This is a genomic window from Actinomadura sp. NAK00032, assembly GCF_013364275.1.
Taxonomy (GTDB): domain Bacteria; phylum Actinomycetota; class Actinomycetes; order Streptosporangiales; family Streptosporangiaceae; genus Spirillospora.
The window spans coordinates 5,714,515-5,741,014 of sequence record NZ_CP054932.1 but is presented as its reverse complement, the minus strand read 5'-3'; the positions used below and the strand labels follow the sequence as shown (position 1 = coordinate 5,741,014).

24 protein-coding genes and 2 riboswitches are annotated in these 26,500 nt (G+C 75.2%); of the genes, 6 read left to right on the top strand and 18 right to left on the bottom strand.

The window, feature by feature from the left end; translation table 11 throughout:
• The first annotated feature begins 62 nt into the window (after positions 1-62).
• Positions 63-863, top strand: a complete 801-nt coding sequence (locus HUT06_RS26800; protein ID WP_176198235.1) for an IclR family transcriptional regulator C-terminal domain-containing protein — start codon at positions 63-65, stop codon at positions 861-863.
• Here the strand turns inward: HUT06_RS26800 and HUT06_RS26795 are convergent.
• From HUT06_RS26795 to HUT06_RS26775, 5 genes are read right to left on the bottom strand one after another with little or no spacing between them, the layout of a single operon-like run.
• Positions 850-1,806, bottom strand: coding sequence for a zinc-binding dehydrogenase (locus HUT06_RS26795; RefSeq protein ID WP_176198234.1), 957 nt, complete (start codon positions 1,804-1,806; stop codon positions 850-852). The genes HUT06_RS26800 and HUT06_RS26795 overlap by 14 nt on opposite strands.
• Positions 1,807-1,810: 4 nt before the next feature.
• A complete protein-coding gene (locus HUT06_RS26790; protein ID WP_176198233.1) occupies positions 1,811-2,173 on the bottom strand; it encodes a hypothetical protein in 363 nt (120 codons plus the stop codon).
• Positions 2,170-3,015 (bottom strand): extradiol ring-cleavage dioxygenase, encoded by an 846-nt coding sequence (locus HUT06_RS26785; protein WP_254715399.1) that lies wholly within the window; start codon positions 3,013-3,015, stop codon positions 2,170-2,172. The genes HUT06_RS26790 and HUT06_RS26785 overlap by 4 nt, the downstream gene beginning before the upstream one ends.
• Positions 3,016-3,025: 10 nt before the next feature.
• Positions 3,026-3,844: a citryl-CoA lyase gene (locus tag HUT06_RS26780; RefSeq protein ID WP_176198231.1), complete on the bottom strand. Its 819-nt coding sequence runs from the start codon at positions 3,842-3,844 to the stop codon at positions 3,026-3,028.
• Positions 3,837-5,030 (bottom strand): CaiB/BaiF CoA-transferase family protein, encoded by a 1,194-nt coding sequence (locus tag HUT06_RS26775; protein ID WP_176198230.1) that lies wholly within the window; start codon positions 5,028-5,030, stop codon positions 3,837-3,839. The genes HUT06_RS26780 and HUT06_RS26775 overlap by 8 nt, the downstream gene beginning before the upstream one ends.
• A 222-nt stretch (positions 5,031-5,252) precedes the next feature.
• Between HUT06_RS26775 and HUT06_RS26770 the strand changes: the two genes are divergently transcribed.
• On the top strand, positions 5,253-6,686 hold the full coding sequence (locus HUT06_RS26770) for an amidohydrolase family protein (protein WP_176198229.1): 1,434 nt from the start codon (positions 5,253-5,255) through the stop codon (positions 6,684-6,686).
• Positions 6,687-6,857: 171 nt separating this feature from the next.
• Here the strand turns inward: HUT06_RS26770 and HUT06_RS26765 are convergent, their stop codons facing one another.
• From HUT06_RS26765 to cobF, 5 genes are all read right to left on the bottom strand, one after another.
• Positions 6,858-7,142: a DUF6295 family protein gene (locus HUT06_RS26765; RefSeq protein WP_138635264.1), complete on the bottom strand. Its 285-nt coding sequence runs from the start codon at positions 7,140-7,142 to the stop codon at positions 6,858-6,860.
• Positions 7,143-7,169: 27 nt separating this feature from the next.
• Entirely contained in the window at positions 7,170-7,913 is a 744-nt protein-coding gene (locus HUT06_RS26760; RefSeq protein WP_176198228.1) for a dienelactone hydrolase family protein, read from the bottom strand.
• Positions 7,914-7,979: 66 nt separating this feature from the next.
• Positions 7,980-8,816 carry an undecaprenyl-diphosphate phosphatase gene (locus HUT06_RS26755; protein ID WP_176198227.1) on the bottom strand — a complete coding sequence of 279 codons (837 nt, stop codon included), beginning with the start codon at positions 8,814-8,816 and terminating at the stop codon, positions 7,980-7,982.
• A 135-nt stretch (positions 8,817-8,951) separates the two neighbouring features.
• Positions 8,952-10,073: a 5-methyltetrahydropteroyltriglutamate--homocysteine S-methyltransferase gene (locus tag HUT06_RS26750; RefSeq protein ID WP_176198226.1), complete on the bottom strand. Its 1,122-nt coding sequence runs from the start codon at positions 10,071-10,073 to the stop codon at positions 8,952-8,954.
• Between the two features lie 121 nt (positions 10,074-10,194).
• Complete coding sequence (cobF, locus tag HUT06_RS26745; protein WP_176198225.1) at positions 10,195-10,944, bottom strand: precorrin-6A synthase (deacetylating); 750 nt, start codon at positions 10,942-10,944, stop codon at positions 10,195-10,197.
• A 61-nt stretch (positions 10,945-11,005) separates the two neighbouring features.
• On the opposite strand from cobF, the gene cbiE reads away from it, so the two are divergent.
• The 3 genes from cbiE to HUT06_RS26730 are packed head-to-tail and all read left to right on the top strand — an operon-like array spanning position 11,006 to position 13,694.
• A complete protein-coding gene (cbiE, locus tag HUT06_RS26740; RefSeq protein WP_254715398.1) occupies positions 11,006-12,223 on the top strand; it encodes a precorrin-6y C5,15-methyltransferase (decarboxylating) subunit CbiE in 1,218 nt (405 codons plus the stop codon).
• Entirely contained in the window at positions 12,220-12,975 is a 756-nt protein-coding gene (gene cobM, locus HUT06_RS26735) for a precorrin-4 C(11)-methyltransferase (protein WP_176198224.1), read from the top strand. Before cbiE ends, cobM begins: the two co-directional genes overlap by 4 nt.
• Entirely contained in the window at positions 12,960-13,694 is a 735-nt protein-coding gene (locus HUT06_RS26730) for a cobalt-precorrin-6A reductase (protein WP_176198223.1), read from the top strand. The genes cobM and HUT06_RS26730 overlap by 16 nt, the downstream gene beginning before the upstream one ends.
• On the opposite strand, the gene cobJ is transcribed toward HUT06_RS26730, so the two are convergent.
• Genes cobJ through HUT06_RS26715 form a run of 3 tightly spaced genes read right to left on the bottom strand, consistent with a single transcriptional unit; the run spans position 13,685 to position 16,883 of the window.
• Entirely contained in the window at positions 13,685-15,172 is a 1,488-nt protein-coding gene (gene cobJ, locus HUT06_RS26725) for a precorrin-3B C(17)-methyltransferase (protein WP_176198222.1), read from the bottom strand. The two genes, HUT06_RS26730 and cobJ, sit on opposite strands and share 10 nt — an antisense overlap.
• On the bottom strand, positions 15,172-15,792 hold the full coding sequence (locus HUT06_RS26720) for a precorrin-8X methylmutase (protein ID WP_217711475.1): 621 nt from the start codon (positions 15,790-15,792) through the stop codon (positions 15,172-15,174). The genes cobJ and HUT06_RS26720 overlap by 1 nt, the downstream gene beginning before the upstream one ends.
• Positions 15,789-16,883 carry a precorrin-3B synthase gene (locus HUT06_RS26715; protein ID WP_217711474.1) on the bottom strand — a complete coding sequence of 365 codons (1,095 nt, stop codon included), beginning with the start codon at positions 16,881-16,883 and terminating at the stop codon, positions 15,789-15,791. The genes HUT06_RS26720 and HUT06_RS26715 overlap by 4 nt, the downstream gene beginning before the upstream one ends.
• Before the next feature lie 71 nt (positions 16,884-16,954).
• A riboswitch (cobalamin riboswitch) is annotated at positions 16,955-17,078 on the top strand.
• Between the two features lie 52 nt (positions 17,079-17,130).
• On the opposite strand from HUT06_RS26715, the gene cobN reads away from it, so the two are divergent.
• Entirely contained in the window at positions 17,131-20,760 is a 3,630-nt protein-coding gene (gene cobN, locus HUT06_RS26710) for a cobaltochelatase subunit CobN (protein WP_217711473.1), read from the top strand.
• Here the strand turns inward: cobN and HUT06_RS26705 are convergent.
• The 5 genes from HUT06_RS26705 to HUT06_RS26685 all read right to left on the bottom strand — a co-directional run bounded on the left by HUT06_RS26705 (position 20,700) and on the right by HUT06_RS26685 (position 26,439).
• Positions 20,700-22,058: a cobyrinate a,c-diamide synthase gene (locus tag HUT06_RS26705; RefSeq protein ID WP_254715804.1), complete on the bottom strand. Its 1,359-nt coding sequence runs from the start codon at positions 22,056-22,058 to the stop codon at positions 20,700-20,702. The genes cobN and HUT06_RS26705 overlap by 61 nt on opposite strands.
• The gene (cobO, locus tag HUT06_RS26700) at positions 22,055-22,657 is read right to left on the bottom strand and encodes a cob(I)yrinic acid a,c-diamide adenosyltransferase (protein WP_176198220.1); all 603 of its coding nucleotides are present in this window, start codon (positions 22,655-22,657) and stop codon (positions 22,055-22,057) included. Before cobO ends, HUT06_RS26705 begins: the two co-directional genes overlap by 4 nt.
• Position 22,658: 1 nt before the next feature.
• The gene (locus HUT06_RS26695) at positions 22,659-24,617 is read right to left on the bottom strand and encodes a VWA domain-containing protein (RefSeq protein ID WP_176198219.1); all 1,959 of its coding nucleotides are present in this window, start codon (positions 24,615-24,617) and stop codon (positions 22,659-22,661) included.
• Between the two features lie 139 nt (positions 24,618-24,756).
• Complete coding sequence (locus HUT06_RS26690; RefSeq protein ID WP_176198218.1) at positions 24,757-24,945, bottom strand: hypothetical protein; 189 nt, start codon at positions 24,943-24,945, stop codon at positions 24,757-24,759.
• A 142-nt stretch (positions 24,946-25,087) separates the two neighbouring features.
• Positions 25,088-25,148, bottom strand: a riboswitch (cobalamin riboswitch).
• 61 nt (positions 25,149-25,209) lie between these two features.
• On the bottom strand, positions 25,210-26,439 hold the full coding sequence (locus HUT06_RS26685; RefSeq protein WP_254715397.1) for a PHB depolymerase family esterase: 1,230 nt from the start codon (positions 26,437-26,439) through the stop codon (positions 25,210-25,212).
• Positions 26,440-26,500 lie beyond the last annotated feature (61 nt).

Here is a 26,500-nt window from a genome sequence, read left to right as displayed (position 1 = left end):
CGGGCCTCCGGTCAGGTGTCCGTATGATGGACACCTTGACGACGACGGCGAGGGGATGATCGATGCCACGGGAAGGCACCGGACCGGATTTCATCGAGGCGCTGGCCCGGGGCCTGGACGTCATCACCGCCTTCGAGGCGCGGCGGCCGGTGATGACGCTCGCGCAGGTCGCCGAGGCCGCCGGGCTCGCCCGGCCGACCGCCCGCCGCGTCCTGCTGACACTGGGGGAACTCGGCTACGTCCGGGCGGGCGAGGGCGGCTACGCGCTCACCCCGCGCGTGCTCGACCTCGGCGTCGCCTACGTCCGCTCCATGGGCCTGTGGGACGTGGCGCGCCCGCACATGGAGCGGCTCGTCGCCCGGACCAACGAGTCGTGCTCGGTCGCGCAGCTCGACGGGTCCGACATCGTCTACGTCGCACGCGTCGCCGTCCCGAAGATCGTCGCGCTGGCGGTGCAGATCGGCACCCGGTTCCCCGCGCTGCAGACCTCGCTCGGCAAGGTGCAGCTCGCCGCGCTCGAACCCGCCGAGGTCGACCGGATCCTCGCCGAGCCGACCCGCTCCGGGCTGGAGCCGCGCGTCCACCTCACCAGAGCCGAGCGGGACGCCGAGCTGCGCGAGGTGCGGGCGCGCGGCTGGGCGCTGACGGACGAGCAGCTCGCCCGCGGCATCCGCTCGGTCGCGGCGCCGCTGCGGGACGGCTCCGGCACGGTCATCGCGGGCATCAACGTCAACACCCACGCCGCCGAGACGCCCGTCGAGCAGCTGCTGGAGGAGCACCTTCCGCTGCTGCTGCACACGGCGGGGGAGATCAGCGCCGACTTCGCGCGGCTGGAGACCGTCCCCCAGGTCACCGCGGGGTGAGGACGATCCGCCCGGCCGCCGTGCCCGCGCCCTGCCGCCGCCACGCCTCCGCCGCGTCCTCCAGGGGCACGGTCTCGTGGGCCGCGTCGAGCCGCCCGGACGCGGCCTGCTCCGCGACGAACCTGATCGACGCCGCCCGCTGCTCCGCCGACAGCTCGTTGTTGGTGTAGCCGAGCAGCCGCAGCGACCTTCCCCGAAGCAGCGAGGACTCGATCGGGCACGTCTCGTCCGCCGAGCTCCCGAGGTTGACGAGCCGCCCGCCGGGACGCAGCGTCCGCGCCGCTGCCGCCGCCGGGGCGCCGAACAGCGGATCGAGGACCAGGTCCACGGGCCCGTCGGCGGCGCCGGTGAACCGCCGGGCCAGCTCGGCGACGTCGGCGGTGTCGAGGGCGACGACCGCGTCCGCGCCGGCCGCCGCCGCCCGCGCCCGGGCGCCCGGTGACCGGGCGCCGGCGACGACCCGCCGCGCGCCCGCCGTCCGCGCGAGCCGCACGGCGGCCTGCCCGACGACCCCGCCCGCGCCGAGCACGATGACCTGCTCACCGGCGGCGAGCCCGCCGCGCCAGGTCAGCGCCATGTGCGCGGCGACGGCCGACAGCCCGAGCGCCGCCAGCCGCACGGGGTCGGCGCCGCCCGGCAGCTCGACGAGCGACGCCTCCGGGACGCACGCGACCTCGGCCATGCTCCCGTCGCCCGGCGCCATCCCGGCCGGGCTCGGGAACCAGACCGTCCGGCCCCTGGACGTCCCGACGCCCTGGACGCCCGGCACGTACGGCGTCGCGGGCGTCCCGAAGTAGGACGTCCCGCTCGCGCACAGCAGGTCGAGCGGCGTGATGGGCGCGGCGAGGACGTCCACCAGGACCTCGCCGTCGCCCGGCACGGGAGGCTCGCGGTCCGCCACGACGGGCGGGCGTCCGCATTCCCTGATCTCCGCGGCCCGCATCGGCTCAGGTCGCGATGTCGGGGTAGGGGAGCGCGACGTGCGAGACCCGCCGCGCGTACTCCAGCTGGAACCCGAGCGGCTCGTCGTAGTCGCGCTCGAACATCGCGATGAACAGCGTCAGCGTCAGGAACGGGTGCGCGCCCAGCTCGAACAGCTTCGGGTAGTCGTGCCCGGCGAGCGCGGCCCGCTCCTCGTCCTCGAACCGCAGCCAGGTGGACGACTCGCCGCCGTGGCAGTTGATGATGCGGTTGGCCTGCTCGTCCTCCCACCAGGCCACGGTCGCCTCCGGCTCGTCCCGGTAGCGCTCGACCAGCTCGGGATCGCGGTCGACGGTGTAGAGGAACTTGTTCAGCAGATACTTGCTCACGCGTCCGCTCCGTTCGGATACCAGGTGAAATAGGCCTCCATGGTGTGGAACAGGTCGTAGGTGTCGACGTAGTCGGCTTTGCGGCCCTCGCCGGCGACGCCCATCATCAGCATGAAGTCCATGAATCCGTGGGTGGCGTTGCCGGGGGCGTGCAGGCTGTCGAGGGTGACCTCCGCCAGGCAGCCCTCGATGTCGCCGGAGGAGATCCATTCGACGGCCTTCGCGTCGAACTCCGGGTCGGGGCCGTGCGGGCCGAACTGGCGCGGGCCGCCCAGCTCCAGGGACAGGTGCCCGGTGCCGATCACCGCGACGCGCCGGTCCCCGGGCCACGACTCGACCAGCTCCCGGATCGTCCGGCCGAGCTGGACGAACCGCTTCGGCCGCGGCAGCGGCGGCGCGAAGATGTTGGTATAGACGGGGACGATCGGCAGGTCGTTCTGCGGGCGCAGCGTGATGATCGGGCACGTGATCGAGTGGTCGATGCGCAGCTCGTTGGAGAACGCGAGGTCGAAGCCCGCGTCGATGCCCTCGCGCAGCAGGTGGGCCGACAGGTCCTCCTGGCCCTTGAGCAGCATGCGCGGCAGCCCGAACTCGCGTTCCTCGTTGTACCAGTTGGCGTCGTAGAACGGCGCCTTGCCGATGAGGAACTGCGGCATGTTGTCCAGCCACAGCTGGTGGAAGTGGTCGGAGCCGACCATGACCAGGACGTCCGGGCGGGCCCTGGTCAGCGTCGCGCGGAACGCCTCGACCTTGCGGACCCACTCGTCGGCGAAGTCGGGGCGGTCCTCGCCGGTCGCGGTGCTCGCGCGGTGGTAGAAGGGGTGGTGGGTCGAAGCGATCACAGCGACCAGTTCAGCCATGACGGTCCTCGGGGGTGTAGGGGTCGGGGGCGACGGACCGGTTGTTGAGGTCCACCGACAGGAAGATCTCGTTGCCGACGGGGTTGCGCAGCTCCTCGGCGAGCTGCCCGATCAGCCCGGCGGTGCGGGCGAGCAGCGCGAACCCGCGCAGCAGCTCCAGGGGCAGCCCGAGGTCGGCGAGCGCGGCGCCGCACACGCCCGCGCCGTTCAGCGGCAGCGTCCTGCCGAGCACCTCGGGGTGGACGCGGCCGATCGCGGCGAACAGCGACAGGTGCGGGCCGAACAGCCCCTCCTCGGTCGCGATCCGCATCAGCCGGGGCGTGCGCGGGTCGCCGTCCTTGTGCACGTGGTGGCCGAGGCCGGGGACGAACCGCCTCGCCTCCCGCTCCACCCGGAGCGTCCGCAGCGCCAGCGCGTCCCACCCGGCGCCGTCGGACGGGAGGCCGCCCTCCACCGAGGCCAGGACGCCGTGGAGGAAGCGGCCGGTGTCCTCGGTGACGCCGAGGAAGCGGGACCCGCCGCCGAGCAGCCCGGCGGCGAGCGCGCCCTGCACCGAGTCGGGCGCCGACAGGTACGTCAGCCGGGTGACGATCGCGGTCGGGGTGAAGCCGTGGTCGGCGAGCGCGGCGAGGACCGCCTCGAACACCCGCGTCTCGCCGGGCGTGGGCCGCCGCTGCGCCGCCAGCCAGAACGCCAGCTCGCCGAACCCGACCTCGCCCATCACGTCCGCGGCGAGGTCGTGGCCGAGCAGGGTGATCGTCTCCCGGCTGGAGGCGCCCAGCGCGGTCGGGTACTCGGGTGCGTCAGCCACGGTCGTCCTCCTCGGATCCGTTCGCTTCCTGCGGCTGCGACAGCCATTGACGCAGCTCGGCGCCGTGCTCGTCCAGGCCCGGCGGCGGGAGCCGGTAGGTCGCGGGCGTCCGGGAGAAGCGGATCGGGTGCCGGGTCGTCGGCACCGCGCGGCCGCCCTCGCCGACCACCACGACCGGGTCCAGCTCGAACCGCTCGGCCATCGCGAAGCCGCCGTCGATGGTGTTGATCGGCCCGCTCGGCACGCCCGCGTCCACCAGCAGCTCGAACCACTCGACCGCGCCGCGCCGCTTCAGCCGCTCCACCAGGATCGGGCGCAGCTCGGCGCGGTTGGCGGTCCGGTCGGCGTTGGTCGAAAAGCGCGGGTCGTCGGGGACGTCCGGGATGCCGAGCACGACGCAGAGCTTGCGGAACTGGCCGTCGTTCGCCGCCGTGACGATCAGGTCGTTGTCGGCGGTCGGCAGCGGCTCGTAGGGGAACACGCTCGGGTGCGCGTTGCCCATCCGGTACGGGACGGTGCCGCCGGCGACGTAGGCGGAGCTGTGGTTGACGAGCCCGGTCAGCGCCGACGACAGCAGGTTCACCTCGACGAGCTGGCCCTCGCCGGTCGCGTCCCGGTGCCGCAGCGCCGCGAGGATGCCGATCGCCGCGTGGTTGCCCGCCATCACGTCGAACACCGAGATGCCCGCCCGGTACGGCGGGCCGCCGGGGTCGCCGGTCAGGCTCATCAGCCCGGAGATCGCCTGCACCATCAGGTCGTAGCCGGGGACCTTGCGCCCGGCGCCCGACCCGAACCCGGTGATCGAACTGTAGACGATGCCGGGGTTGGCGGCGCGGACCGCGGCGTAGTCGAGGCCGAAGCGGGCGAGGCCGCCCGGCTTGAAGTTCTCGATCAGCACGTCGGCGCGACGGGCCAGCTCGCGGGCGGCGGCGGCGTCCCCGGCGTCGCGCAGGTCCAGCGCGATCGAGCGCTTGCCGCGGTTGACGCCGAGGTAGTAGGTCGCCGTGTCGCCGCGCGCGGGCGGCGTCCAGCTGCGGGTGTCGTCGCCCCGCGGGCCCTCGACCTTGATCACGTCCGCGCCGAGGTCGGCCAGCAGCATGGTGGCGTAGGGCCCCGCCAGGATCCGGGAGAAGTCCGCCACCAGCACCCCCGAGAGCGGCCCGCCGCGCGCGGTGTCGTCAGTCATCCGGCTCCCTTGCTCTCTGTCACGCCCTGCTCGTCCGTGCAACGGACAGTCGTCCGTCATTCCGATTCTGGCATGCCCGCATCCGTGGCGGTCAAGTGGTTGACACTTTGACTAGCTGTGACGAGAGTGGCTCCCAGCAGCTTTGACCGTAGAGCGGACATCAGTCCGTGCAGCTCCCGGCGGTCGGGTCACAGGCCGGTTCCGAAGACGAGGAGAGCGATGATGAGCGAGTTCGAGCCGGGGCGCCCCCTGGTGCTGCGCGGCGGCACGGTGCTGCCGATGACCGACGGCCGCGCGGTGCTGGACGGCGCGGACGTCCTCATCGAGGGCGACCGGATCGCCGCGGTCGGCCCCGGCCTCCCGGTGCCGGACGGCACCGCCGAGATCGACGCGTCCGGCGGCATCGTCATGCCCGGGATGATCGACACCCACCGGCACATGTGGCAGACCGCGATGCGCGGCTACGGCGCCGACTGGACGCTGACCCAGTACTTCGTCTGGTACTACCTGGAGCACGGCAAGCGGTTCCGGCCCGAGGACGTGCACGCCGGGAACCTGCTCGCGGCGGTCGAGGCGATCGACGCCGGGGTCACCACGGTCGTCGACTGGTCGCACGGACTGCAGACCCCCGGCCACGCCGACGCCGCCGTGGACGCGCTGCGCGCCGTGCCCGGCCGGTTCGTCCTCGCCTACGGCAACATCCAGGCGCCGCCCGCCGAGTGGACGGCGACGCCGGAGTTCCGCGACCTCGCCGGCCGGCTCGCCGGCGGCGACATGCTCGGCTTCCAGGTCGCGTTCGACGTGCTCGGCGACCCGTCGTTCCCGGAGCGGCCCGCCTTCGAGGCCGCCCGCGACCTCGGCGTCCCCGTCACGACCCACGCCGGCGTCTGGGGCGCGACCAGCGACGAGGGCGTCAAGCAGATGCACGACCACGGGTTCATGACGCCCGAGACGGTGTACGTGCACGCCGCGTCGCTGTCCGCCGACTCCTACCACCGCATCGCCGCCACCGGCGGGTCGGTCTCGGTGTCGACCGAGAGCGAGCAGAGCGCCGGGCAGGGCTACCCGCCCACCTGGGCGCTGCGCTCGCACGGCATCCCGGTGTCGCTGTCGATGGACACCAGCGTGTGGTGGAGCGGCGACCTGTTCTCCGCGATGCGCGCCACGCTCGGCGCCGACCGCTCCCGCATGCACCTGGAGGCGCAGGGCGGCGGCGACACCGTCACCCACTGCAGCCTGCGCGCCGACCAGGTCGTGGACTGGGCCACCCGCGGCGGCGCCCGAACGCTCGGCCGCGCCGACCTCGGCAGCCTCGAACCCGGCAAGAAGGCCGACGTCGTCCTGATCAAGAACGACCACTCGCCGGTGTCGTTCCCCGTCCTCAACCCCTACGGGCACGTCGCGTTCCAGGCGCAGCGCGGGGACGTCCACACCGTCGTGGTGAACGGGCGCGTGGTCAAGCACGACCACCGGCTGGTGGGCGTCGACCTGGCCGCCGCGCGCCGCGAGGTCGAGGCGACGGTGGAGTACCTGCGCGGGTCGATGGGCGAGGAGGCGTGGGCGGCGGGCATGAACCCCGACGTCCCCGAGACCAAGATCCTCGACAACCCGTACACCTACACCGACTACCGCAGCGACGCCACCCGCACCCGGTGAGCCGCGCGCGGACGGCTCGATCGTCCTGGAGTCCGCGCTCGCGCCCGTCCCCCCCAGCCGCGAGCATGGCCCGCCTCTTCCGGGACGCCGCCGCCGCGCATCACCCGGCCCCCGCGGAGGTGATCCTCCCCGGGGGCCGCTGAGTGCCGGGGCCGCGCCGCGCGCGGAGCGTCAGGCCGCCGTGGAGTCCCGCCCGGAGGCGAGACCGGGCGGGGCGGCCGCGAGTGCCTGCTGGATGGCCGCCACCAGCGCCAGCGCCGCCTCCTCGGTCAGCTCGACCGCGACGCGCGCCGACGGCCCGGCGCCCGGGTTGGTGAAGTCGATGTTCACCGTGTGCTCGTGGCACGCGTGGTACGGATGGTCGACGTAGACGGCGCCGTCGGTCAGCGTGAACCAGCCGGCCGCGCCCTTCGCCGCGCCGTCCAGCTCGACCTTGAAGGTCTGGTAGGTGCACATGGCGTCTCCTCTCGGGCTGCCGGGCGGTCAGGCGGCCAGGTAGCGGCCGAAGAACGCGAAGATCCGCTCCCAGCCGTCCTTGGCGGCGGCGGGCCGGAACGCGGGCCGCTCGACGGCGAAGAACGCGTGCCCGGCGCCCGGGTAGGTGTGGAACTCGTGCTCCTTGCCGAGCCTGGTCAGCTCCGCGTCCAGCACGGCGACCTCGTCCGGCGGCGGGGCCTTGTCGTCCTCGCCGAACAGGCCGAGCAGCGGGCACGACAGGTCCGGTGCCCTGGACAGCAGCGGCGTCATCCGCAGCCCGGCGTCCGCGGGCGGCTCGCTGACGACGAACGCGCCGTAGCAGTCGACGGCGGCGTCGATGTCCAGCGAGCAGCCGGCGAGGAACGCCTGCCGCCCGCCGGAGCAGTGCCCGATCACGCCGATCCGCCCGTTGGCGTGCGCCAGCGAGTTCAGGTACGCGGCGGCGCCGGCGACGTCGCCGACGAGCTGCTCGTCCGGTACCCCGCCCTTCGCCCGCGCGGCGGCGGCCTGGTCGTCCGGGCTGACGCCCGCGCCCTCCCGCGAGTACAGGTTCGGGACGACCGCCGCGTACCCGTGCGCGGCGAACGTGCGGGCGAACTCCCGCGTCCCGGCGTCGTACCCGGGCAGGTGGTGGATCAGCACCACGCCGCCGCGCGGGGCGTCGCTCAGCGGGCGCGCCAGGTACGCCTCCAGCTCGGCGTCCCCGTGCCCGCCGAAGGCGACGGTCCCGGCCCACATCGCATCGTTCATGACTGTCAGTGCTCCACTCTCCATCGGTCCGCGGACCGTGACAGTCTTCCCCATCCGCGGCGGTTCTCAGGCGTTCAACGTGCCGGCGCCGAGCAGCCCGAACAGCAGCAGCCCGATGATGATCCGGTAGACGACGAAGGAGGTGAAGCTGTGCCGCGCGACGAAGCGCAGCAGCCACGCGATGGACGCGTACGCGACGATGAACGACACCGCGGTGCCGACGGCGAGCGGCAGCACGTCCACCGAGGTCCCGAGCGCGGACGGCAGCTCGTAGATCCCGGCGCCGGTCAGCGCGGGGATGCCGAGGAAGAACGACAGCCGGGTCGCGGCGACCCGGTCGAGGCCGAGCATCAGCCCGACCGACATCGTCGCGCCGGACCGGGAGAAGCCGGGGAACAGCATGGCGAGGATCTGCGCCGACCCGATCAGCATCGCGTCGGTGAACGAGGTGTCGTCCTCGCCCCGCTTGTGCCGGCCGAGCCGGTCGGCGAGCCACATCACGACGCTCCCGCCGAGCAGCGACCCGGCGACCACCCACAGCGAGGCGAGCGGCCCCTCGATGGCGTCCTTGGCGGCGACGCCGACGACCACCACCGGGATCGTGGCGAAGATGACCCACCAGCCGAACTTGTAGTCGTGGTGGTAGCGCTCCTCCCGGTCGACGATGCCGCGGCCCCACGCCTTCACGATCCGGACGATGTCGGAGAAGAAGTACACCAGCACCGCCGCGATCGCGCCGACCTGGATCACGGCGGTGAAGCCGACGACCGCCTTGTCGTCCACCGGGATGCCCATCAGGCCCTCGGTGATCTTCAGGTGCCCGGTCGAGGACACCGGGAGGAACTCGGTCAGGCCCTCCACGATCCCGAGGACGATCGCCTGCCCGACATTGATGACGCTCAACCGCGTTCCTCTCCAGCCCCGTCCCCGCTCCGGCCCTGCGGGATCCGCACCGAGGCTATGCCGGGCGCCGGGCGCGACCCGCGCTCAAGGAGATAACTTCACCCACCATTAACCGAAAGGTCAGGCGCCGGTTCCTCAGCCCCAGATCTCCTCGGCGGTCTCCGCGATGAGGCGCAGCTTCGCCGCCTGCTCGCCGGCCGTCAGCACGTTCCCCTCGACCGTCGAGGAGAACCCGCACTGCGGCGACAGGCAGATCTGCTCCAGCGGCACGAACCGCGCCGCCTCGTCGACGCGGCGCTTGAGGTCGTCCTTCGACTCCAGCTCCCCGCGCTTGGTGGTGACCAGCCCGAGCACGACCGCCTTGCCCGGCGGGACGAACCGCAGCGGCTCGAACCCGCCCGACCGCGCGTCGTCGTACTCCAGGAAGAAGCCGTCCACGTCCAGCTCCCCGAACAGCGCCTCGGCGACGAAGTCGTAGCCGCCCTCGGCCGTCCAGGAGGAGCGGAAGTTGCCCCGGCACATGTGGGTGGTGACGTTCATCCCCTCCGGGCGCCCGGCCAGCGCGGCGTTGATCTGCCGGATGTAGCGCAGGTGCAGGTGCTCGGCGTCGTCGCCCCGCTCGCTGATCATCGCGCGCTGCGCCGGGTCGTTGAGGTAGGCGAGGCTGGTGTCGTCGAGCTGCAGGTACCGGCAGCCGAGCTCGCCGAGCCGCCGCACCTGCTCGGCGTAGGCGGCGGCGAGGTCGGACCAGAACTCCTCGACGTCGGGGTAGACCGCCGGGTCGATCGCGGCGGGCCCGCCCCGGTAGTGCACCATGTTCGGCGACGGGATCGTCAGCTTGGGCGTCACCCCGTCCCCGGCGGTGCTCCGCAGGAACGCGAAGTGGTCGGCGAAGATCGTCTCCTCCAGCCGGACCTTGCCGTGCACCCGCAGCGCCGCCGTGGTGAACTCGATGTCCCCGGCGGCGCCGTGGAACCGCACCTTGATCTTCTCGTCCGCCGGGCTGATCCCGCCGAGCCGGTAGATGAAGTCCATGTGCCACGACGTGCGGCGGAACTCCCCGTCGGTCGCCGACCGCAGCCCCGCCTCGCGCTGCATGGCGACCACGTCGCGGATGGCGGCGTCCTCCGCCGCGGCCAGCGCCGCGTCGTCGACGCGGCCCGCCGCGTGGTCGGCCCGGGCCGCCAGCAGCTCCGGCGGACGCAGCAGGCTGCCGACGTGGTCGGCGCGGAACGGGGGCAGGGTGCGCAGAGACAAGGCGGTGCTCCTTCCACGGGAAAGAACGTGGTCCTGCCCAATCTAGGCACGCCTGTAACGGCGATCAATGAATTGCCGAGAATGCGTCCCCACCTGCCGCGCACCGCCGCCGGCGGCACGCCTACGCGGGGGGTTCGCGGCGCAGGAGGTAGGTGTCCATGATCCAGCCCTTGCGGGCGCGGGCCGCGGCGCGGGCGGTGCGGATCTCGTCGGCCACCTCGCGCACCGGGCCGGAGATGAGGATCTCGTCCGGCGTGCCGAGGTAGGCGCCCCAGTAGATGTGGAAGTCGTCGCCCGCGCCGGCGAAGGAGCAGTGCGCGTCGAGCATGACCAGGACGTCGTCGGCGGTGGCGCCCTCGGCGGCCAGGCGGCGGCCCGTGGTCAGGTGGACGGGGCGGCCCACCCGGGTCAGCCCGATCCGGTGCCGGGCGGTCAGCGCGGACACGCTGCTGATGCCGGGGATCACCTCGGTCTCGAACTCGGCGTCGACCTCCGCCAGCGCGGCGAGGGTGCTGTCGTAGACGCCGGGGTCGCCCCAGACGAGGAGCGCGCCGGTCTGCCCGCCGGCCAGCTCGTCCCGGACGAACTCCTCGTAGATCCGGGCGCGGCGGGACCGCCAGTCCTCGACGGCGGCGGTGTAGGCGGGGCCGTCGGCGGCGCGGTCGCGCTCGGGGTCGCGGGCCTCGACGATCCGGTACGGGGCGCGGCCGTGCGCCGCGATGAGGTCGTGCCGCAGCCCGGCCAGGTCGTGCTTGGCCTCGCCCTTGCCGACGAGGAGGAACACGTCGGCGGCGGCGATGGCCTTGGCCGCCTGGAACGTCAGGTGGTCCGGGTCGCCCGCGCCGATGCCGATGATCAAAAGCCGCTTCACCTGGCCAATAGTGCCAGCTATAGACTTGGCGCCGCATTTCACCCGAGCGGCCGGGGGGCCAGTGGACGAGCGTGTGATCACCGTCGTCGGCGTCGGCGCCGGCGGCTGGGACGGCCTCCCGGAGACCTCGCGCGCGGCGCTGCGGGAGGCGGACGTGCTGCTCGGGAGCGCCCGGCAGCTCGCGCTCGTCCCGGACGGGTCCGCCGAGCGGGTCGCGTGGCCGTCGCCGCTGCTCCCGGCGCTTCCCGGGCTGGTCGAGCGGTACGCGGGACGCGCCGTCGCCGTGCTGGCGAGCGGCGACCCCATGTTCTACGGGATCGGCTCCACGCTCGCGGGCCTGGTCGGCCCCGAGCGGCTGCGGGTGCTGCCGCACCCGTCGTCGGCGTCGCTGGCGTGCGCCCGGCTCGGCTGGCCGCTGGAGCGCACCGACGTCGTCAGCTTCGTCGGCCGCCCCGCCGAGACGCTGAACGCGCTCGTCGCGCCGGGCCGCCGCGTGCTCGTCCTCGGTGCCGGGCGGGAGGCGCCGATGGTCGTCGCGGCGCTGCTCACCGGCCGCGGCTTCGGCTCGAGCCGCATGACCGTCCTGTCCGACCTCGGCGGCGCGGACGAGGCGGCGGCGCACGGCGTCGCCTCCCACTGGTCCGGCCCGGCCGCCTCCGCGCTCACCGTCGTCGCCGTCGAATGCGTGCCCGGTCCGGACGCGGCGCCGCTGCCCCGCGTCGCGGGCCTGCCCGACGACGCCTACGAGCACGACGGGCAGATCACCAAGAGCGAGGTCCGGGCGGTGACGCTGGCGCGCCTCGCGCCGCTGCCGGGCGAGCTGCTGTGGGACGTCGGCGCCGGGTCGGGCAGCGTCGCGATCGAGTGGGCGCGGGCGCACCCGTCCTGCGCGGCCGTCGCGGTCGAGAGCCGCGCCGACCGGGTGGCGCGGATCGGCCGCAACGCCAAGGCCCTCGGCGTGCCCGGCGTCCGCGTCGTGGAGGGCCGCGCCCCGGACGCCCTCGACGGCCTCCCGCGGCCCGACGCGGTGTTCATCGGCGGCGGCCTCACCACCCCCGGCCTGCTGGACCGCTGCTGGGACGCGCTCCAGCCCGGCGGGCGCCTCGTCGCCAACGCCGTCACCCTCGAATCGGAGGTGACGGTGGCCGAGTACCGCCGCACCCGCGGCGGCGAGCTGGTCCGCCTCGGCGTGGAGCGCGCCGCGCCGCTCGGCGGGTTCACCGGCTGGCGGCCCGCGATGCCCGTCACCGTCTGGACGGCACGGAAGGACACCCTGTGACCGTGTACTTCGTCGGCGCCGGCCCCGGCGCCGCCGACCTGATCACCGTGCGCGGCCTGCGGGTGCTGGAGTCGGCGCCGGTGTGCCTGTACGCGGGGTCGCTGGTGCCGCGCGAGCTGCTGGACGCGTGCCCGCCCGGCGCCCGCCGCGTCGACACCGCGAACCTCACGCTCGACGAGATCACCGCCGAGCTGACCGGCGCGCACCGCGCCGGCCTGGACGTCGCCCGGCTGCACTCCGGCGATCCGTCGGTGTTCAGCGCGGTCGCCGAGCAGATGCGGCGGCTCGACGCGGCGGGCGTGCCGTACGAGGTCGTCCCCGGCGTCCCGGCGTTCGCGGCGGCGGCGGCCTCGCTCGGGCGGGAGCTGACCGTGCCCGGCGTCGGCCAGACCGTCATCCTGACCCGCACCGCCGTGCGCGCCACCCCGATGCCGCCCGGCGAGGACCTCGCGACCCTGGGCGCGAGCGGCGCCACGATGGTGCTGCACCTGGCCGTCCAGCGCATCGAGGAGGTCGCGGCCGAGCTGCGGCCGCACTACGGTGCGGACTGCCCGGTCGCGGTCGTCGCCCGCGCCAGCCGCGCGGACGAGCTGGTGCTGCGCGGCACCCTCGCCGACATCGCCGGGCTGGTCCGGGAGGCCGGGGTGAGGCGCACCGCCGTGATCGTGGTCGGCCGGGTGCTGACCGCGTCGGCGTTCCCCGACAGCCACCTCTACAGCGCCGGCCGGGACCGGGCGTGCGGCGCGTCCTGATCCTCGGCGGCACCGCCGAGGCCCGCGCCCTCGCCGCCGCGCTGGCGGACGGCCACCCGGACGTCCGGGTCGTGTCGTCCCTCGCCGGACGCGTCACCGACCCGCGCCTGCCCGTGGGGGAGGTGCACATCGGCGGGTTCGGCGGCGCCGACGGGCTCGCGGCCTGGCTGCGCGACCACCGGACCGACCGCCTCGTGGACGCCACGCACCCGTTCGCGGAGCGGATGAGCGCCTCCGCCGCGCGGGCGTCCCGGCTGGCGGGCGTGCCGCTGCTCGCGCTGCGCCGCCCCGGCTGGACGGAGGCGGACGGCGACGACTGGCGCCGCGTCCCGTCCCTGCCGGCCGCCGCCGAGGCCCTGCCCGCCGGGGCCCGCGCGTTCCTCACCACGGGCCGCCGCAGCATCCCGGTGTTCGCCGCCCGTGCCGACGCATGGTTCCTGGCCCGGTCGGTGGACCCGCCGGAGCCGCCCGTCCCGTCCAACGTGGAGGTCCTGCTCGCGCGCGGCCCCTACACCGTGGACGGCGAGCGCGCGCTGATCGACGCCCACCGCCTGACCGTGCTGGTCACCAAGGACAGCGGCGGCGCCATGACCCGCGCGAAGCTCACCGCCGCCCGCCGAGCGGGCATCCCGGTCGTCATGGTCGACCGGCCGCCGCCTCCCGAGGGCGTCCGGACGACCCACGACGTGGCGGCGGCCGCAGCCTGGGCTCAGGGGTAGCGGCGCGGCGTGTAGACGACGCCCTTGTCGGTGACGCGCGTGGTGGACGACCCCACGATGACCAGGCAGCGCATGTCGACCCGCTCCGGATCGAGCTTGCCGAGCGTCGTCACCGCCACGCTCTCCTCGGGGCCGCCGACGTCGCGTCCGATCACCACCGGCGTCTCGGGGGAGCGGTGCTCCAGCAGCAGGTCGCGCGCCGCCGGGAGCTGGTGCCTGCGGCGGCTGGACGACGGGTTGTAGAGCGCCACGACCAGATCGGCCTCGGCCGCCGCCGACAGCCGCCGCGCGATCGCGTCCCACGGCTTGAGGATGTCCGACAGCGACAGGACGCAGAAGTCGTGGCCGAGCGGCGCGCCCGCCCGCGCCGCGACCGCCTGCGCCGCCGTCAGCCCCGGCACGACCTGCACCGCAACGTCCGCGAACGCGTCGTCGGCGGCGGCCTCCAGCACCGCCGCCGCCATCGCGAACACGCCCGGGTCGCCGGACGAGACCACGGCGACGCGCGCCCCGTCCTTCGCAAGGTCCAGCGCGTGCCGGGCGCGGTCGGCCTCCACCCGGTTCCCGGACGCGTGCCGCCGCTGCCGCGGGTTCGGCGGCACCCGGTCCAGGTAGGGGCCGTAGCCGACGAGGTCGGTCGCGGACGCGAGGACGTCCTGCGCCTCCGGGGTGAGCCAGGACCGCCCCGCCGGGCCGAGCCCGACCACCCATACCCCGCCGGGGCCCTCGGGCCGGGCCGGGGGCGGCGCCTCGAACGACCGCTCCGCCGGGCTCGTCAGCAGGGCGAGCGACATGTACGGGACGTCCGCAGGGTCGACGTCGGCGAGCGGTGCGACCCGCTGCCTACCGGTGGAGGCCCGCTCGACGTACCAGGCGTCGCCGAGCCGGCCCGCGTCCTCGAACGCCTGCCTGACCTTGGGGAACGTCCGGCCGAGCTTGAGCACGGCCGCCGCGTCCGTCCCGCGCAGCCGCTCGGCCAGCTCGTCGCCGGGCAGCGTCCCGGGCAGGACCGTCAGCGTCTCCTCCCGCTCCGCCAGCGGCCGCCCGGCCGCCGCCGACGCCGCGCTCACCGACGTCACGCCGGGCACCACCTCGGCCGGGTAGTGCGGCGCGAGGCGCTTGTGCAGGTGCATGTAGGACCCGTAGAACAGCGGGTCGCCCTCGCTCAGCACCACGACCGTCCGGCCCGCGTCCAGGTGCGCGGAGAGCCGGGCGGCGCAGTCGGCGTAGAACTCGTCGAGCGCGCCCTGGTAGCCGCCCGGATGGGCGGTCGCCTCCGTGGTCACCGGGTAGACGAGCTGCTCCTCGATCCGGCCGTCCCGCAGGTACGGTTCGGCGGCCGACCGGGCGATGCTGCGGCCGTGCCGCGCGCAGTGGAAGGCGACCACGTCCGCCTCGCCGATCAGCCGCGCCGCCTTGACCGTGACCAGCTCCGGATCGCCGGGGCCGACGCCCACGCCGAACAGCCGTCCCGCCATCACTCCGCCTCACTGGCGACGGCGTTGACCGCCGCCGCCGTCATCGCGCTGCCGCCGCGCCGCCCGCGCACCACCAGGTGGTCGAGCCCGCTCGCGGCGAGCGCCTCCTTCGACTCGGCCGCGCCGATGAACCCGACCGGGATCCCGAGCACCGCCGCCGGACGCCCCGCGCCCGCCGCCACCAGCTCCAGCAGCCGGAACAGCGCGGTCGGCGCGTTGCCGATCGCCACGACCGACCCCTCGAGCCGGTCCAGCCACAGGTCGAGGGCCGCCGCGCTGCGCGTGGTGCCGAGCCGCTCCGCCAGCGCGGGCACCTCCGGCTCGCCCAGCGCGCACACCACGTCGTTGCCCGCCGGCAGCCGCGCGCGCGTGATACCGGACGCGACCATCCGCGCGTCGCACAGGACCGGCGCGCCGTCCAGCAGCGCCGCCCGCGCCCGCGCCACGACCCCCGGCGACCAGCCCAGATCCCGGACGAGGTCGGTCATCCCGCAGGCGTGGATCATCCGCACCGCGACGCGCGCGACGTCGTCCGGCAGGCCCGACAGGTCGGCCTCCGCGCGGATCGTCGCGAAGGACCGCCGGTAGATCTCGGCGCCGTCCCGGACATAGTCCATCACCGCTGCTCCTCAGGCATCCTCAGCACGACCGGGCCGCGGGGCGTCCCGCAGCGCCGCTCGCATCCCGCCCAGTGGACGGGCGTCTCGGGTGCGCGCTCCAGCCCGGCGACCCACCGCCGCGCCTCGCCCAGCACGTCGCCGCGCGACTTCGCGCAGCCGGGGCTCCCGGTGCAGGCGGTGACCCCGACCCACGGCGACGCGGCGTCGACCGCGAACCCCGCCGCCGCGAGCACCGCCGCGACCTCGCCGGCCTCGCCGGAAGTCAGATCCCGCAGCACGACGCTCCGCCACGGCGTGACCCGCACGCTGCCCGAGGACCCGGCGAGAGCCTCGGCCCGCGCGCCCGACAGCCGACCGAGCGGCGGCACGACCTCCAGCGCGACGAGCCCGTCCCGCTGCCGGACGATCCCGGCGTACGGGGGCCGGGGCTCAGGGGGCGCGCCGGGTTCCTCCGCACTCGCGCCGAGCCGTCCGGCGACGAGCCGCGCCCCGTCCGGGACCTCCGAGACCCGCCACGCGTCCCCCCGGACGTCGAGGAACGCCGCCGCGGCCGCGACCAGCGTCGCGACCGCGTCACCGGCGGGAACGGAGACCCGTGCCCCGGCGACGCGGAGGCCGTCCGGCGCGAAGGTCAGGTCGGCGTCCACGGCGGCCGCGTCGCCGGTGCCGTCGTCCAGCGCGAACAGGAAGCGGCCCGGCAGGCCGGCCAGCCGCGGGTTCGCGCACAGCGCCCGGTCGAGGGCCGCGACCAGCGGATCCGTCGCCAGGACGCCGTGCCGGCCGCGCCCGCCGAGCGGGGACGCGACGATGTTGCGCACCCGCTCGTGGGACGGCGACGGCAGCAGCCCCGCCGCCTCCAGGCGCGCCGCGAGCGCCGCCGGATCGCGGACGCCGCGCAGCTGCAGATTGCCGCGCGAGGTGAGTTCGATCACGTCGCGGCCCAGCTCGCGGGCGGCGGCGCCGAGCACTTCGAGCTGCGCGGACGACACCGCGCCGCCCGGCACCCGGACACGCGCCAGCGGCCCGTCGGCGGCGTTGTGGGTGCGCAGCGCACCGGGGCACGCGTCGGCGTGCGGTCTGACAATCGGCACGGGGAGGATGTTAACCACACTTTGCGGGCGGGCCGCGCTGCCGTACTGTTCTCCCCAGGCGATGGCAATGGGAGGAAGCCGGTGTGAATCCGGCGCGGTCCCGCCACTGTGACCGGGGAGCGAACCCCGCTTGAGGCCACTGTCCGCACGGACGGGAAGGCCGGGGCGAGCATCGATCCGGGAGCCAGGAGACTCCTGCCGTCGCGACACCCGCTACCGGGGCGAGGACCCCAGGGGAGGAACGGCCGTGTCCGCTGGCACCGTGCTGCTGCTGTCGACGTCCGACACCGATCTGCTGAGCGCCCGCGCGTCCGGCGCCGGCTACCGGCTCGGCAATCCCGCCCGGCTCACCGCCGCCGACCTGCCCGCACTGACCGAGGGCACGGGCCTCGTCGTGGTCCGGCTGCTCGGCGGGCGGCGCGTTTGGGAGGACGGGCTCGACGCGCTCCTCGCCGGCCCCCGCCCGGTGGTGGTCCTCGGCGGCGAGCAGGCCCCCGACGCCGAGCTGATGGAGCTGTCCCGGCTCCGCGGCGGGGTCGCCGCCGGCGTGTGCGCCGAGGCCCACGCCTACCTCGCGCACGGCGGGCCCGCCAACCTCGCCGAGCTGCACGCGTTCCTGTCCGACACCGTGCTGCTGACCGGGCGCGGGTTCGCGCCCCCGGCCGCGACGCCGACGTGGGGGCGGCTCGAACGCGAGCCCCGCACCACCGAGGGCCCCGTCGTCGGCGTGCTCTACTACCGCGCCCACCACATGGCCGGGAACACCGCGTTCGCCGAGGCGCTGTGCGCGGCCGTCGAGGACGCGGGCGGGCAGGCCATGCCCGTCTTCTGCTCGTCCCTGCGCACCGCCGAGCCCGCGCTGCTCGACACCCTCCGCCGGGCGGACGCGCTGGTCGTGACCGTCCTCGCGGCGGGCGGGTCCAGGCCCGCGACCGCCGGGGCGGGCGGCGACGACGAGGCGTGGGACGTCGGCGCCCTCGCCGCGCTCGACGTCCCGATCCTGCAGGGCCTCTGCCTCACCACCAGCCGCGCCGCCTGGGAGGACAGCGACGACGGCCTGTCCCCGCTGGACGCCGCGTCGCAGGTCGCGATCCCCGAGTTCGACGGCCGGATCATCACCGTCCCGTTCTCGTTCAAGGAGATCGACGAGGACGGCCTCACCGTCTACCGGGCCGACCCGGAGCGGGCGGCGCGCGTCGCGGGGATCGCCGTCCGGCACGGCCGCCTGCGGCACACCCCGCCCGCCGAGCGCCGCGTCGCGGTGATGCTGTCGGCGTACCCGACCAAGCACTCCCGCGTCGGGAACGCCGTCGGGCTCGACACCCCGGCGAGCACCGTCCGGCTGCTGGCCCGCCTCCGCGACGAGGGCCACGACCTGGGCGGAGGCTTCCCCGGCGTCGGCGACGACGCCGCGGGCCTGGACGGCGACGCGCTCATCCACGCGCTCATCGCCGCCGGCGGCCAGGACGAGGACTGGCTCACCGAGGAGCAGCTCGCGGGCAACCCCGTCCGGATCTCCGGCGCGTCCTACGAGCGCTGGTACCGGACGCTCCCCGAGGAACTGCGCGGCGAGATGGAGCTGCACTGGGGGCCGCCTCCCGGGCAGCTGTTCGTGCAGGACGGCGACATCGTCCTCGCCGCGCTCCGCGCCGGGAACGTCGTCGTCATGGTGCAGCCGCCGCGCGGCTTCGGGCAGAACCCCATCGCGATCTACCACGACCCCGACCTGCCGCCCAGCCACCACTACCTGGCCGCCTACCGGTGGCTGTCGGACGAGTTCGGCGCGCACGCCATCGTCCACGTCGGCAAGCACGGCAACCTGGAATGGCTGCCGGGCAAGGCGGCGGGCATGTCGGCGCGGTGCGGCACCGACGCCGCGCTCGGCGACGTCCCGCTGATCTACCCGTTCCTCGTCAACGACCCGGGGGAGGGGACGCAGGCCAAGCGCCGCGCGCACGCCGTCCTCGTCGACCACATGGTCCCGCCGATGGCCCGCGCCGAGACCTACGGCGACATCGCCCGCCTCGAACAGCTCCTGGACGAGCACGCGGCGATCGCCGCGATGGACCCGGCGAAGCTGCCCGCGATCCGCGCCCAGATCTGGACGCTGATCCAGGCCGCGAAACTCGACCACGACCTCGGCCTGGACGACCGCCCGCACGACACCGAGTTCGACGACTTCCTCCTGCACGTCGACGGCTGGCTGTGCGAGGTGAAGGACGCGCAGATCCGCGACGGCCTGCACGTCCTCGGGCAGGCGCCGGAGGGCGCGGCCCGCGTCGACCTGGTGCTGGCGATGCTCCGCGCCCGGCAGATGTGGTCGGGACGCGAGACCCTGCCCGGCCTGCGCGAGGCGCTCGGCCTGACCGAGGACGGCACCGAGGCCCTCGCCGCCGTGGACGCCGCCGAGACCGCCGCCCGCGGCCTCGTCCAGGCCATGGAGGACGCCGGCTGGGCCGTGGACGCGGTCGCCGAGGCCGTCCGGCGGGTCCCCGAAGAGCGCCGCGACCTGGTGGCCCGCGTGCTTGAGTTCGCCGCCGCCGAGATCGTGCCGCGGCTGGCCCGCACGTCCGACGAGCTCGACCACGTCCTGCACGCGCTGGACGGCGGCTACGTCCCGGCCGGGCCGAGCGGGTCGCCGCTGCGCGGCCTCGTCAACGTCCTGCCGACCGGCCGGAACTTCTACTCGGTGGACCCGCGCGCCGTCCCGAGCCGGCTCGCCTGGGAGACCGGCCGGGCGATGGCCGACTCCCTGCTGGACCGCTACCGCGCCGACCACGGCGAATGGCCCCGCTCGGTCGGCCTGTCGGTGTGGGGGACGAGCGCGATGCGCACCGCCGGGGACGACGTCGCCGAGGTGCTCGCGCTGCTCGGCGTCCGCCCCGCGTGGGACGAGGCGTCCCGCCGCGTCACCGATCTGGAACCGATCCCCCTCACCGAGCTGGGGCGGCCGCGCATCGACGTGACCGTCCGCATCAGCGGCTTCTTCCGGGACGCGTTCCCGCACGTCGTCGCGATGCTGGACGACGCCGTCCGGCTCGTCGCCGGCCTCGACGAGCCCGAGTCCGGCAACTACGTGCGCGCCCACGTCCGGGCCGACCGGGAGGAGCACGGCGACGAGCGGCGCGCCGCCCGCCGCATCTTCGGGTCGGCGCCCGGCGCGTACGGGGCGGGCCTGCTGCCGCTCATGGACAGCCGCAACTGGCGCGACGACGCCGACCTCGCCGAGGTGTACGCGGTATGGGGCGGCCACGCCTACGGCCGCGACCTCGACGGCGTGCCCGCCCGCGACGACATGGAGAGCGCCTACCGCCGCATCGCGGTCGCCGCCAAGAACGTCGACACCCGCGAGCACGACATCGCCGACTCCGACGACTACTTCCAGTACCACGGCGGCATGATCGCCACGGTCCGGGCGCTGACCGGGAAGGCGCCGGAGGCCTACGTCGGCGACAGCACCCGCCCCGACGCGGTCCGCACCCGCACGCTGTCGGAGGAGACCGCGCGCGTCTTCCGGGCCCGCGTCGTGAACCCGCAGTGGCTCGCCGCGATGCGCCGGCACGGCTACAAGGGCGCGTTCGAGCTGGCCGCGACCGTCGACTACCTGTTCGGCTACGACGCCACCACCGGCGTCATGGCCGACTGGATGTACGACCGGCTCACCGCCGCCTACGTCCTGGACGACGAGAACCGCGCGTTCATGGAGACCTCGAACCCGTGGGCGCTGCACGGCATCGCCGAACGGCTGCTGGAGGCGGCCGAGCGCGGCATGTGGGAGCACCCCGACCCGGAGGTCCTCCAGGGCCTCCAGGAGGTCTACCTCAAGACCGAGGGCGACCTCGAGGACGACGGGCGGGCGGACGACACGAGCCGCTGAGCCGCCTCCGGGCACCCGGCCCAGTGCAGGTGCAGGTAGGACGCGGTGATCCGGTCGCCGCCGAAGCCGTCAGCCCCGGTCCCGGTGCCGTCCCGCCAGCGGAACAGCGGTTCGCCGCCGCCGGTCAGGACGGTCCGGTGGAACTCGTGGCCGTGGAACCGCTCGCCCGGACGGGTCAGCAGCGACGACCCGACGGCGACCGCCTCCCGGTAGCCGAGCGTGAGCCGCGGCGTCATCCGCGCCCGCCCCGGCACGAGCCCGCACATCGCCCGCCCGTCGAGTTCCTCGCAGAGATAGAGGAGCCCCGCGCACTCGGCCGCGACCGGCCCGCCGAACGCCGCCACCGCCGCCAGCATCGGCGCGTTGGCGGCCAGCTCCGCGGCGTGCACCTCGGGGAACCCGCCGCCGATGACGAGCCCGGCCGTCCCGTCCGGCAGGGCCGGGTCCCGCAGCGGGTCGAACACCGCCACGTCCGCGCCCGCCGCCCGCAGCAGCTCCACGTGCTCCCGGTAAGAGAAGGTGAACGCCGGACCGCCCGCCACCGCCACGACCGGACGCCCCGCGACCGGCTCGACCTCACCGGCCGGGTCCCACACCGGCCCCGGCAGCGGGGGAGCGGTGCCCGCGAGCCGCACCAGGGCGTCCACGTCGCACGACCGCGCGACCAGCTCGCCGAGCCGCTCCACCGCCCGCACGGCCTCCGCCCCGCGCTCCGCCGCCGGGATCAGCCCGAGATGCCGGGACGGGTTCACGACGGCGTCGTCCCGGCGGATCGCGCCGAGCACCGGCACGCCCGCCGACTCCAGCGCGCCCCGGCACAGCTCCTCGTGCCGGTCCGACCCGACCCGGTTGAGGACGACGCCGGCGACCCGCACCCCCGGCTCGAACGTCGCGAAGCCGTGCACCAGCGCCGCCACCGACCGGCTCTGCCGCGCCGCGTCCACGACCAGCACCACCGGCGCCGCGAGCAGCTCCGCGACATGCGCGGTGGACGCGAACCCCGTGTCGCCGCGCCCGTCGAACAGGCCCATCACCCCCTCGACCACGGCCACGTCGCAGCCGGCCGCGCCGTGCCGGAACAGCGGCGCCACCCGCTCCTCGCCCACCAGCCACGGATCGAGGTTGCGGCCCGGCCGCCCCGCCGCCAGCGCGTGGTAGCCGGGGTCGATGTAGTCGGGCCCGACCTTGTGCGGCGACACCGCGAGCCCCCGCGCCCGCAGCGCGGCCATGAGCCCCGTCGCGACCGTCGTCTTCCCGCTCCCCGACGACGGCGCCGCGACCACCAGGCGCGGGATCACCACTCGATGCCCCGCTGCCCCTTCTGCCCGGCGTCCATCGGATGCCGGACCTTGCCCATCTCCGTCACCAGGTCCGCGGCCCCGACCAGCGCGTCCGGCGCGTCCCGCCCGGTGACGACGACGTGCTGGGCGCCCGGCCGGGCGGTGAGCGTCGCCACCACGTCGTCCAGGTCCAGCCAGCCCCACTTGAGCGGGTAGGTGAATTCGTCGAGCACGTAGAAACGGTACGTCTCCGCGGCGAGGTCCCGCTTGATCTGCGCCCAGCCCTCCCGCGCGTCGGCCGCGTGGTCCTCCTCGCTGCCGGGCCGCTGGATCCACGACCAGCCCTCGCCCATCTTGTGCCACGCGACCGGCCCGCCCTCGCCGCTGCCGCCCAGCACCCGCAGCGCGCGCTCCTCCCCGATGCGCCACTTCGCCGACTTCACGAACTGGAACACCCCGACCGGCCAGCCCTGGTTCCACGCCCGCAGCGCCATCCCGAACGCCGCCGTCGACTTGCCCTTCCCCGGCCCGGTGTGGACGATCAGCAGCGGCCGGTTGCGGCGCTGCCGGGTGGTGAGTCCGTCGTCGGGGACGGACACGGGCTTCCCCTGGGGCATCTCAGGCCGCCTTCCTGTGCTCGCGCACGATCGCATCGAGTTCCCGCAGCGGGACGAGCCGCGCGTCCATCCGCGCGGCGAGGCGGCCCGCGAGCCCGAGCCGGACCGGGCCGTCCTCGCAGTCCACGACGATCCCCGCCGTCCCGGCGAGCAGCCCGGCCGCCCGGTCGACGTCGCCGCCGGCGGTGGCGCGGCCGTCGGTGACGACCACGACCAGCGGGCGCCGCGCCGGATCGCGCAGCCGCTGCGCCCGCAGCGTCTCGGCGGCCCGGACCAGCCCCGCCGCCAGCGGCGTCCGGCCGCCGGTCGGCAGCGCCCGCAGCCGCGCCGCCCCCGCCTCCACCGACGACGTCGGCGGAAGCACCACGTCCGCCTCCCGCCCCCGGAACGTGATCAGCCCGACCTTGTCGCGGCGCTGGTAGGCGTCCAGCAGCAGGCTCAGCACCGCCGTCTTCACCGCCGTCATCCGGCGCCGCGCCGCCATCGAGCCGCTCGCGTCCACGACGAACAGCACCAGGTTGCCCTCGCGCCCCTCCCGCACCGCCTCCCGCAGGTCCCCGCGCCGCAGCACGAGCCCCGAGCCGGAGCGGCCCCGTTCCCGCTGATGGGGCGCGGCGGCCAGCAGCGTCGCCACCAGGTGCGGATCGCGGACCCGCTCGGCCGGGCGCCGCGCCCCGGTGACCCGGCCCCGCGCCGTCCGCGCCCGCGACCGCCGCCCCGCGGCACCGTCACCGACCCCGGGCACCTCCAGCCGGGGCACCGCATGCGGCGCCCCCGCCGCCGCGACCCGCTCACCCCCGCCACCGCCCCCGCCCGAAGGGGAGTCGCCGCTCGACGAACCGCTCTCGCCAGGCGGTCTTCCGTCGCCCTGCGGCCCGTCTTCCTGCGGCCCGTCATCCTGCGGCGCGCCGCCGGGCGGGGGCGGGGGCGGGGGCGGGTCGTCGTCGGGGGAGGAGCGGTCCAGCAGGTCGTCGAGCAGCGACTCGTCCAGGCCGGGGGCGTCGAACGGGTCGCGGCGGCGGCGGTGCGGCAGCGCCAGGCGGGCGGCGGCGCGGACGTCCTCCTCCGCCACCTCGTCCCGGCCCCGCCAGGCCGCGTGCGCCATCGCGGCGTTCGCGGTGACGATGTCGGCGCGCAGGCCGTCCACCTCGAACCCCGCGCACACGGCCGCGATCTGCTCCAGCCGCTCGTCCGGCAGGCGGACGCCGCCGAGCCGCGCGCGGGCCTGCGCGATCCGCGCGGCGAGGCCCGACTCGGCGGCGGCCCAGCGCGCCGCGAACGCCTCCGGGCCGGCGTCGAACGCGAGCCGCCGCCGGACGACCTCCGCCCGCTCGCGCGGCTCCCGCGACGCCGCCACCTCCACCGTCAGCCCGAACCGGTCGAGCAGCTGCGGCCGCAGCTCGCCCTCCTCGGGGTTCATCGTCCCGACCAGCAGGAACCGGGCCGCGTGCCGGACCGACAGCGACTCGCGCTCCACGTAGCAGGTGCCGAGCGCGGCGGCGTCCAGCAGCAGGTCCACCAGGTGGTCGTGCAGCAGGTTCACCTCGTCCACGTACAGCACCCCCCGGTGCGCCGCCGCGAGCAGCCCCGGCTCGAACGCCTTCACGCCCTCGGTCAGCGCCCGCTCCACGTCCAGCGACCCGGCGAGCCGGTCCTCGGACGCGCCGACCGGCAGCTCCACCAGCGCGGACGGCCGCCGCTCCGCCGGGCCGCCCGGCTCGTGCGGGCCGTCCGGGCAGGACGGGTCCGGCGCCGCCGGGTCGCACGCGAAGCGGCAGCCCGCGACGACGTCCACGGCGGGCAGCTGGGCCGCCAGCGCCCGCACGATCGTCGACTTCGCGGTGCCCTTCTCTCCGCGCACCAGCACTCCGCCGACACGCGGCGAGACGGCGTTGAGGAGCAGCGCCAGCTTCAGGTCGTCCAGGCCGACGACGGCGCTGAACGGATACAGGGTGGTCAAGGAACCACCTTCCGATAGACGTGAGGGACCCGTCGGCCGCCCCGGGCGGCGGCGAGTCGCGTGATGGACAGCGGAGCGAGACCGAACCGGCCGGCCGCGGCGGCGTCCAGGCCGCGGGCGCGGCCGAGCCGCACCCCGTTCAGGCGGGCACGGCGGCGGGACGGGCCGCCCGGCCGCAGGCCCACCCGAACAGCGCGCCGAACGACGCCCGGGACTCGTCGATGGACTCGTCGATGCGCGGCTCACCGGCCGCGACGGGGAAGGCGCCCGCGACGAGGCCGGCCGGCAGGCCGAGAAGAAGGCCCCTGACCAGCAGGGTGCGTACCATGCGGCGGCCTAGTGGCAGGGCACGGCGAGCAGCCGGGGAACGAGGCGGGGAAGGGGGATGGTGCGGGCACTGAGCGTGCTCACGGAGCCTCCATTTGGGATCTGGCGCGTCCCGGACAATGAGGTCGCGGCCACCCGAGCGACCTGGCTCCCGGGATCGTCGTCCCGGATACAGTGGCGCGTCCGCACCGGCATCTCACCGGATTTCCCTCGGGCAACCGTGAATCAAGCGAACCGTACGATCTGCCCGCACCCCTGTCAACCGTCAGGAGGCGCCGCACGCGGCGCCGTTGAGCGTGAACGCGGACGGCGCGCCGGTGCCGCCGGTGTGGGTGGCCTGGAAGCCGATCCCGACGGATCCACCTGCGGGAATCGCGGCGTTGTAGGACACGTTCGCCGCGGTCACCGCGCCGCTCTCGGGCCGGTAGGCGGCGCCCCAGCCGGAGGTGATCGCCTGCCCGGCGGGGAGGGTGAAGCCGAGCGTCCAGCCGTTGATCGCCGCGGACCCGGTATTGGTGACGGTGATGCTCGCCACCAGTCCCGTGTTCCACGCGTTCACCGCGTAGGAGACGGCGCAGCCGTCGCCGTCCCCGGGCGGCTCGGTGGTGCCGCCCTGGTCGAGGCCGAAGAACTGGATCGCCCGCTGCGCCATGCCGGAGGCCATCAGGTTGTGGCCGACGCCCTGCAGGGAGTACGCCTCGACCTTGTCGCCGTAGCGGGTGCGCGTCCAGCCCTGCTGCGGCTGGTCGGTCGAGGTCGGCGTCGCGGACAGGCCGTGGACGTTCGTCCACTGGTCGATCTCCTCGCCGAAGTTCGGGTAGCGCAGCGTGTCGTCGGCGGTGCCGTGCCACAGCTGCACCCGCGGCCGGGTCCCGGAGTAGCCGGGGTAGGCGGAGCGCGCGATGTCGCCCCACTGCTGCGGCGTCTTGAGGATCGTCCCGTTGGCGCACGCGCTGTTCCAGCCGGAGCCGTCCGCGGTGGCGAAGCAGCCGTCGGGCACACCCGCGAACACCGCGCCCGCGGCGAACACGTCCGGGTAGTTCGCCAGCATCACGTTCGTCATCATCGCGCCGGACGACACCCCGGTGACGAACACGCGCGACGCGTCCCCGCCGTGCCGCTGGAGCGCGTACCGGACCATCGACATGATCCCGACCGGGTCGCTCCCGCCGTCGCGCCGCAGCGCCCGCGCCGACGACACGTCGAAGCAGGCCCCGCCGCGCGTCGCGGACGGGTAGACGACGACGAACCCGTACCGGTCGGCGAGCCGGGCGAACTCCGTGCCCGAGTACATCGCCGGCCCCGACCCCGTGCACCAGTGGATCGCCAGCAGGACGGGCGGCTTCTCCTGGACGCGGTCGGGGACGTACACGTGCATCCGCAGCCCGGTCGGGTTCGTCCCGAAACTCGTGACCTCCGTCAGCGCCGCCGCCGAGGCCGGCGGTCCCGTGAGAACCGCCGCCGCGGCGACCAACGCGGCCACGAGCACACTCACGACCCGCACCAGTGAGAACCGCACCAGAACCACTCTTTTCCCGATCACAATTCGCAGGTGG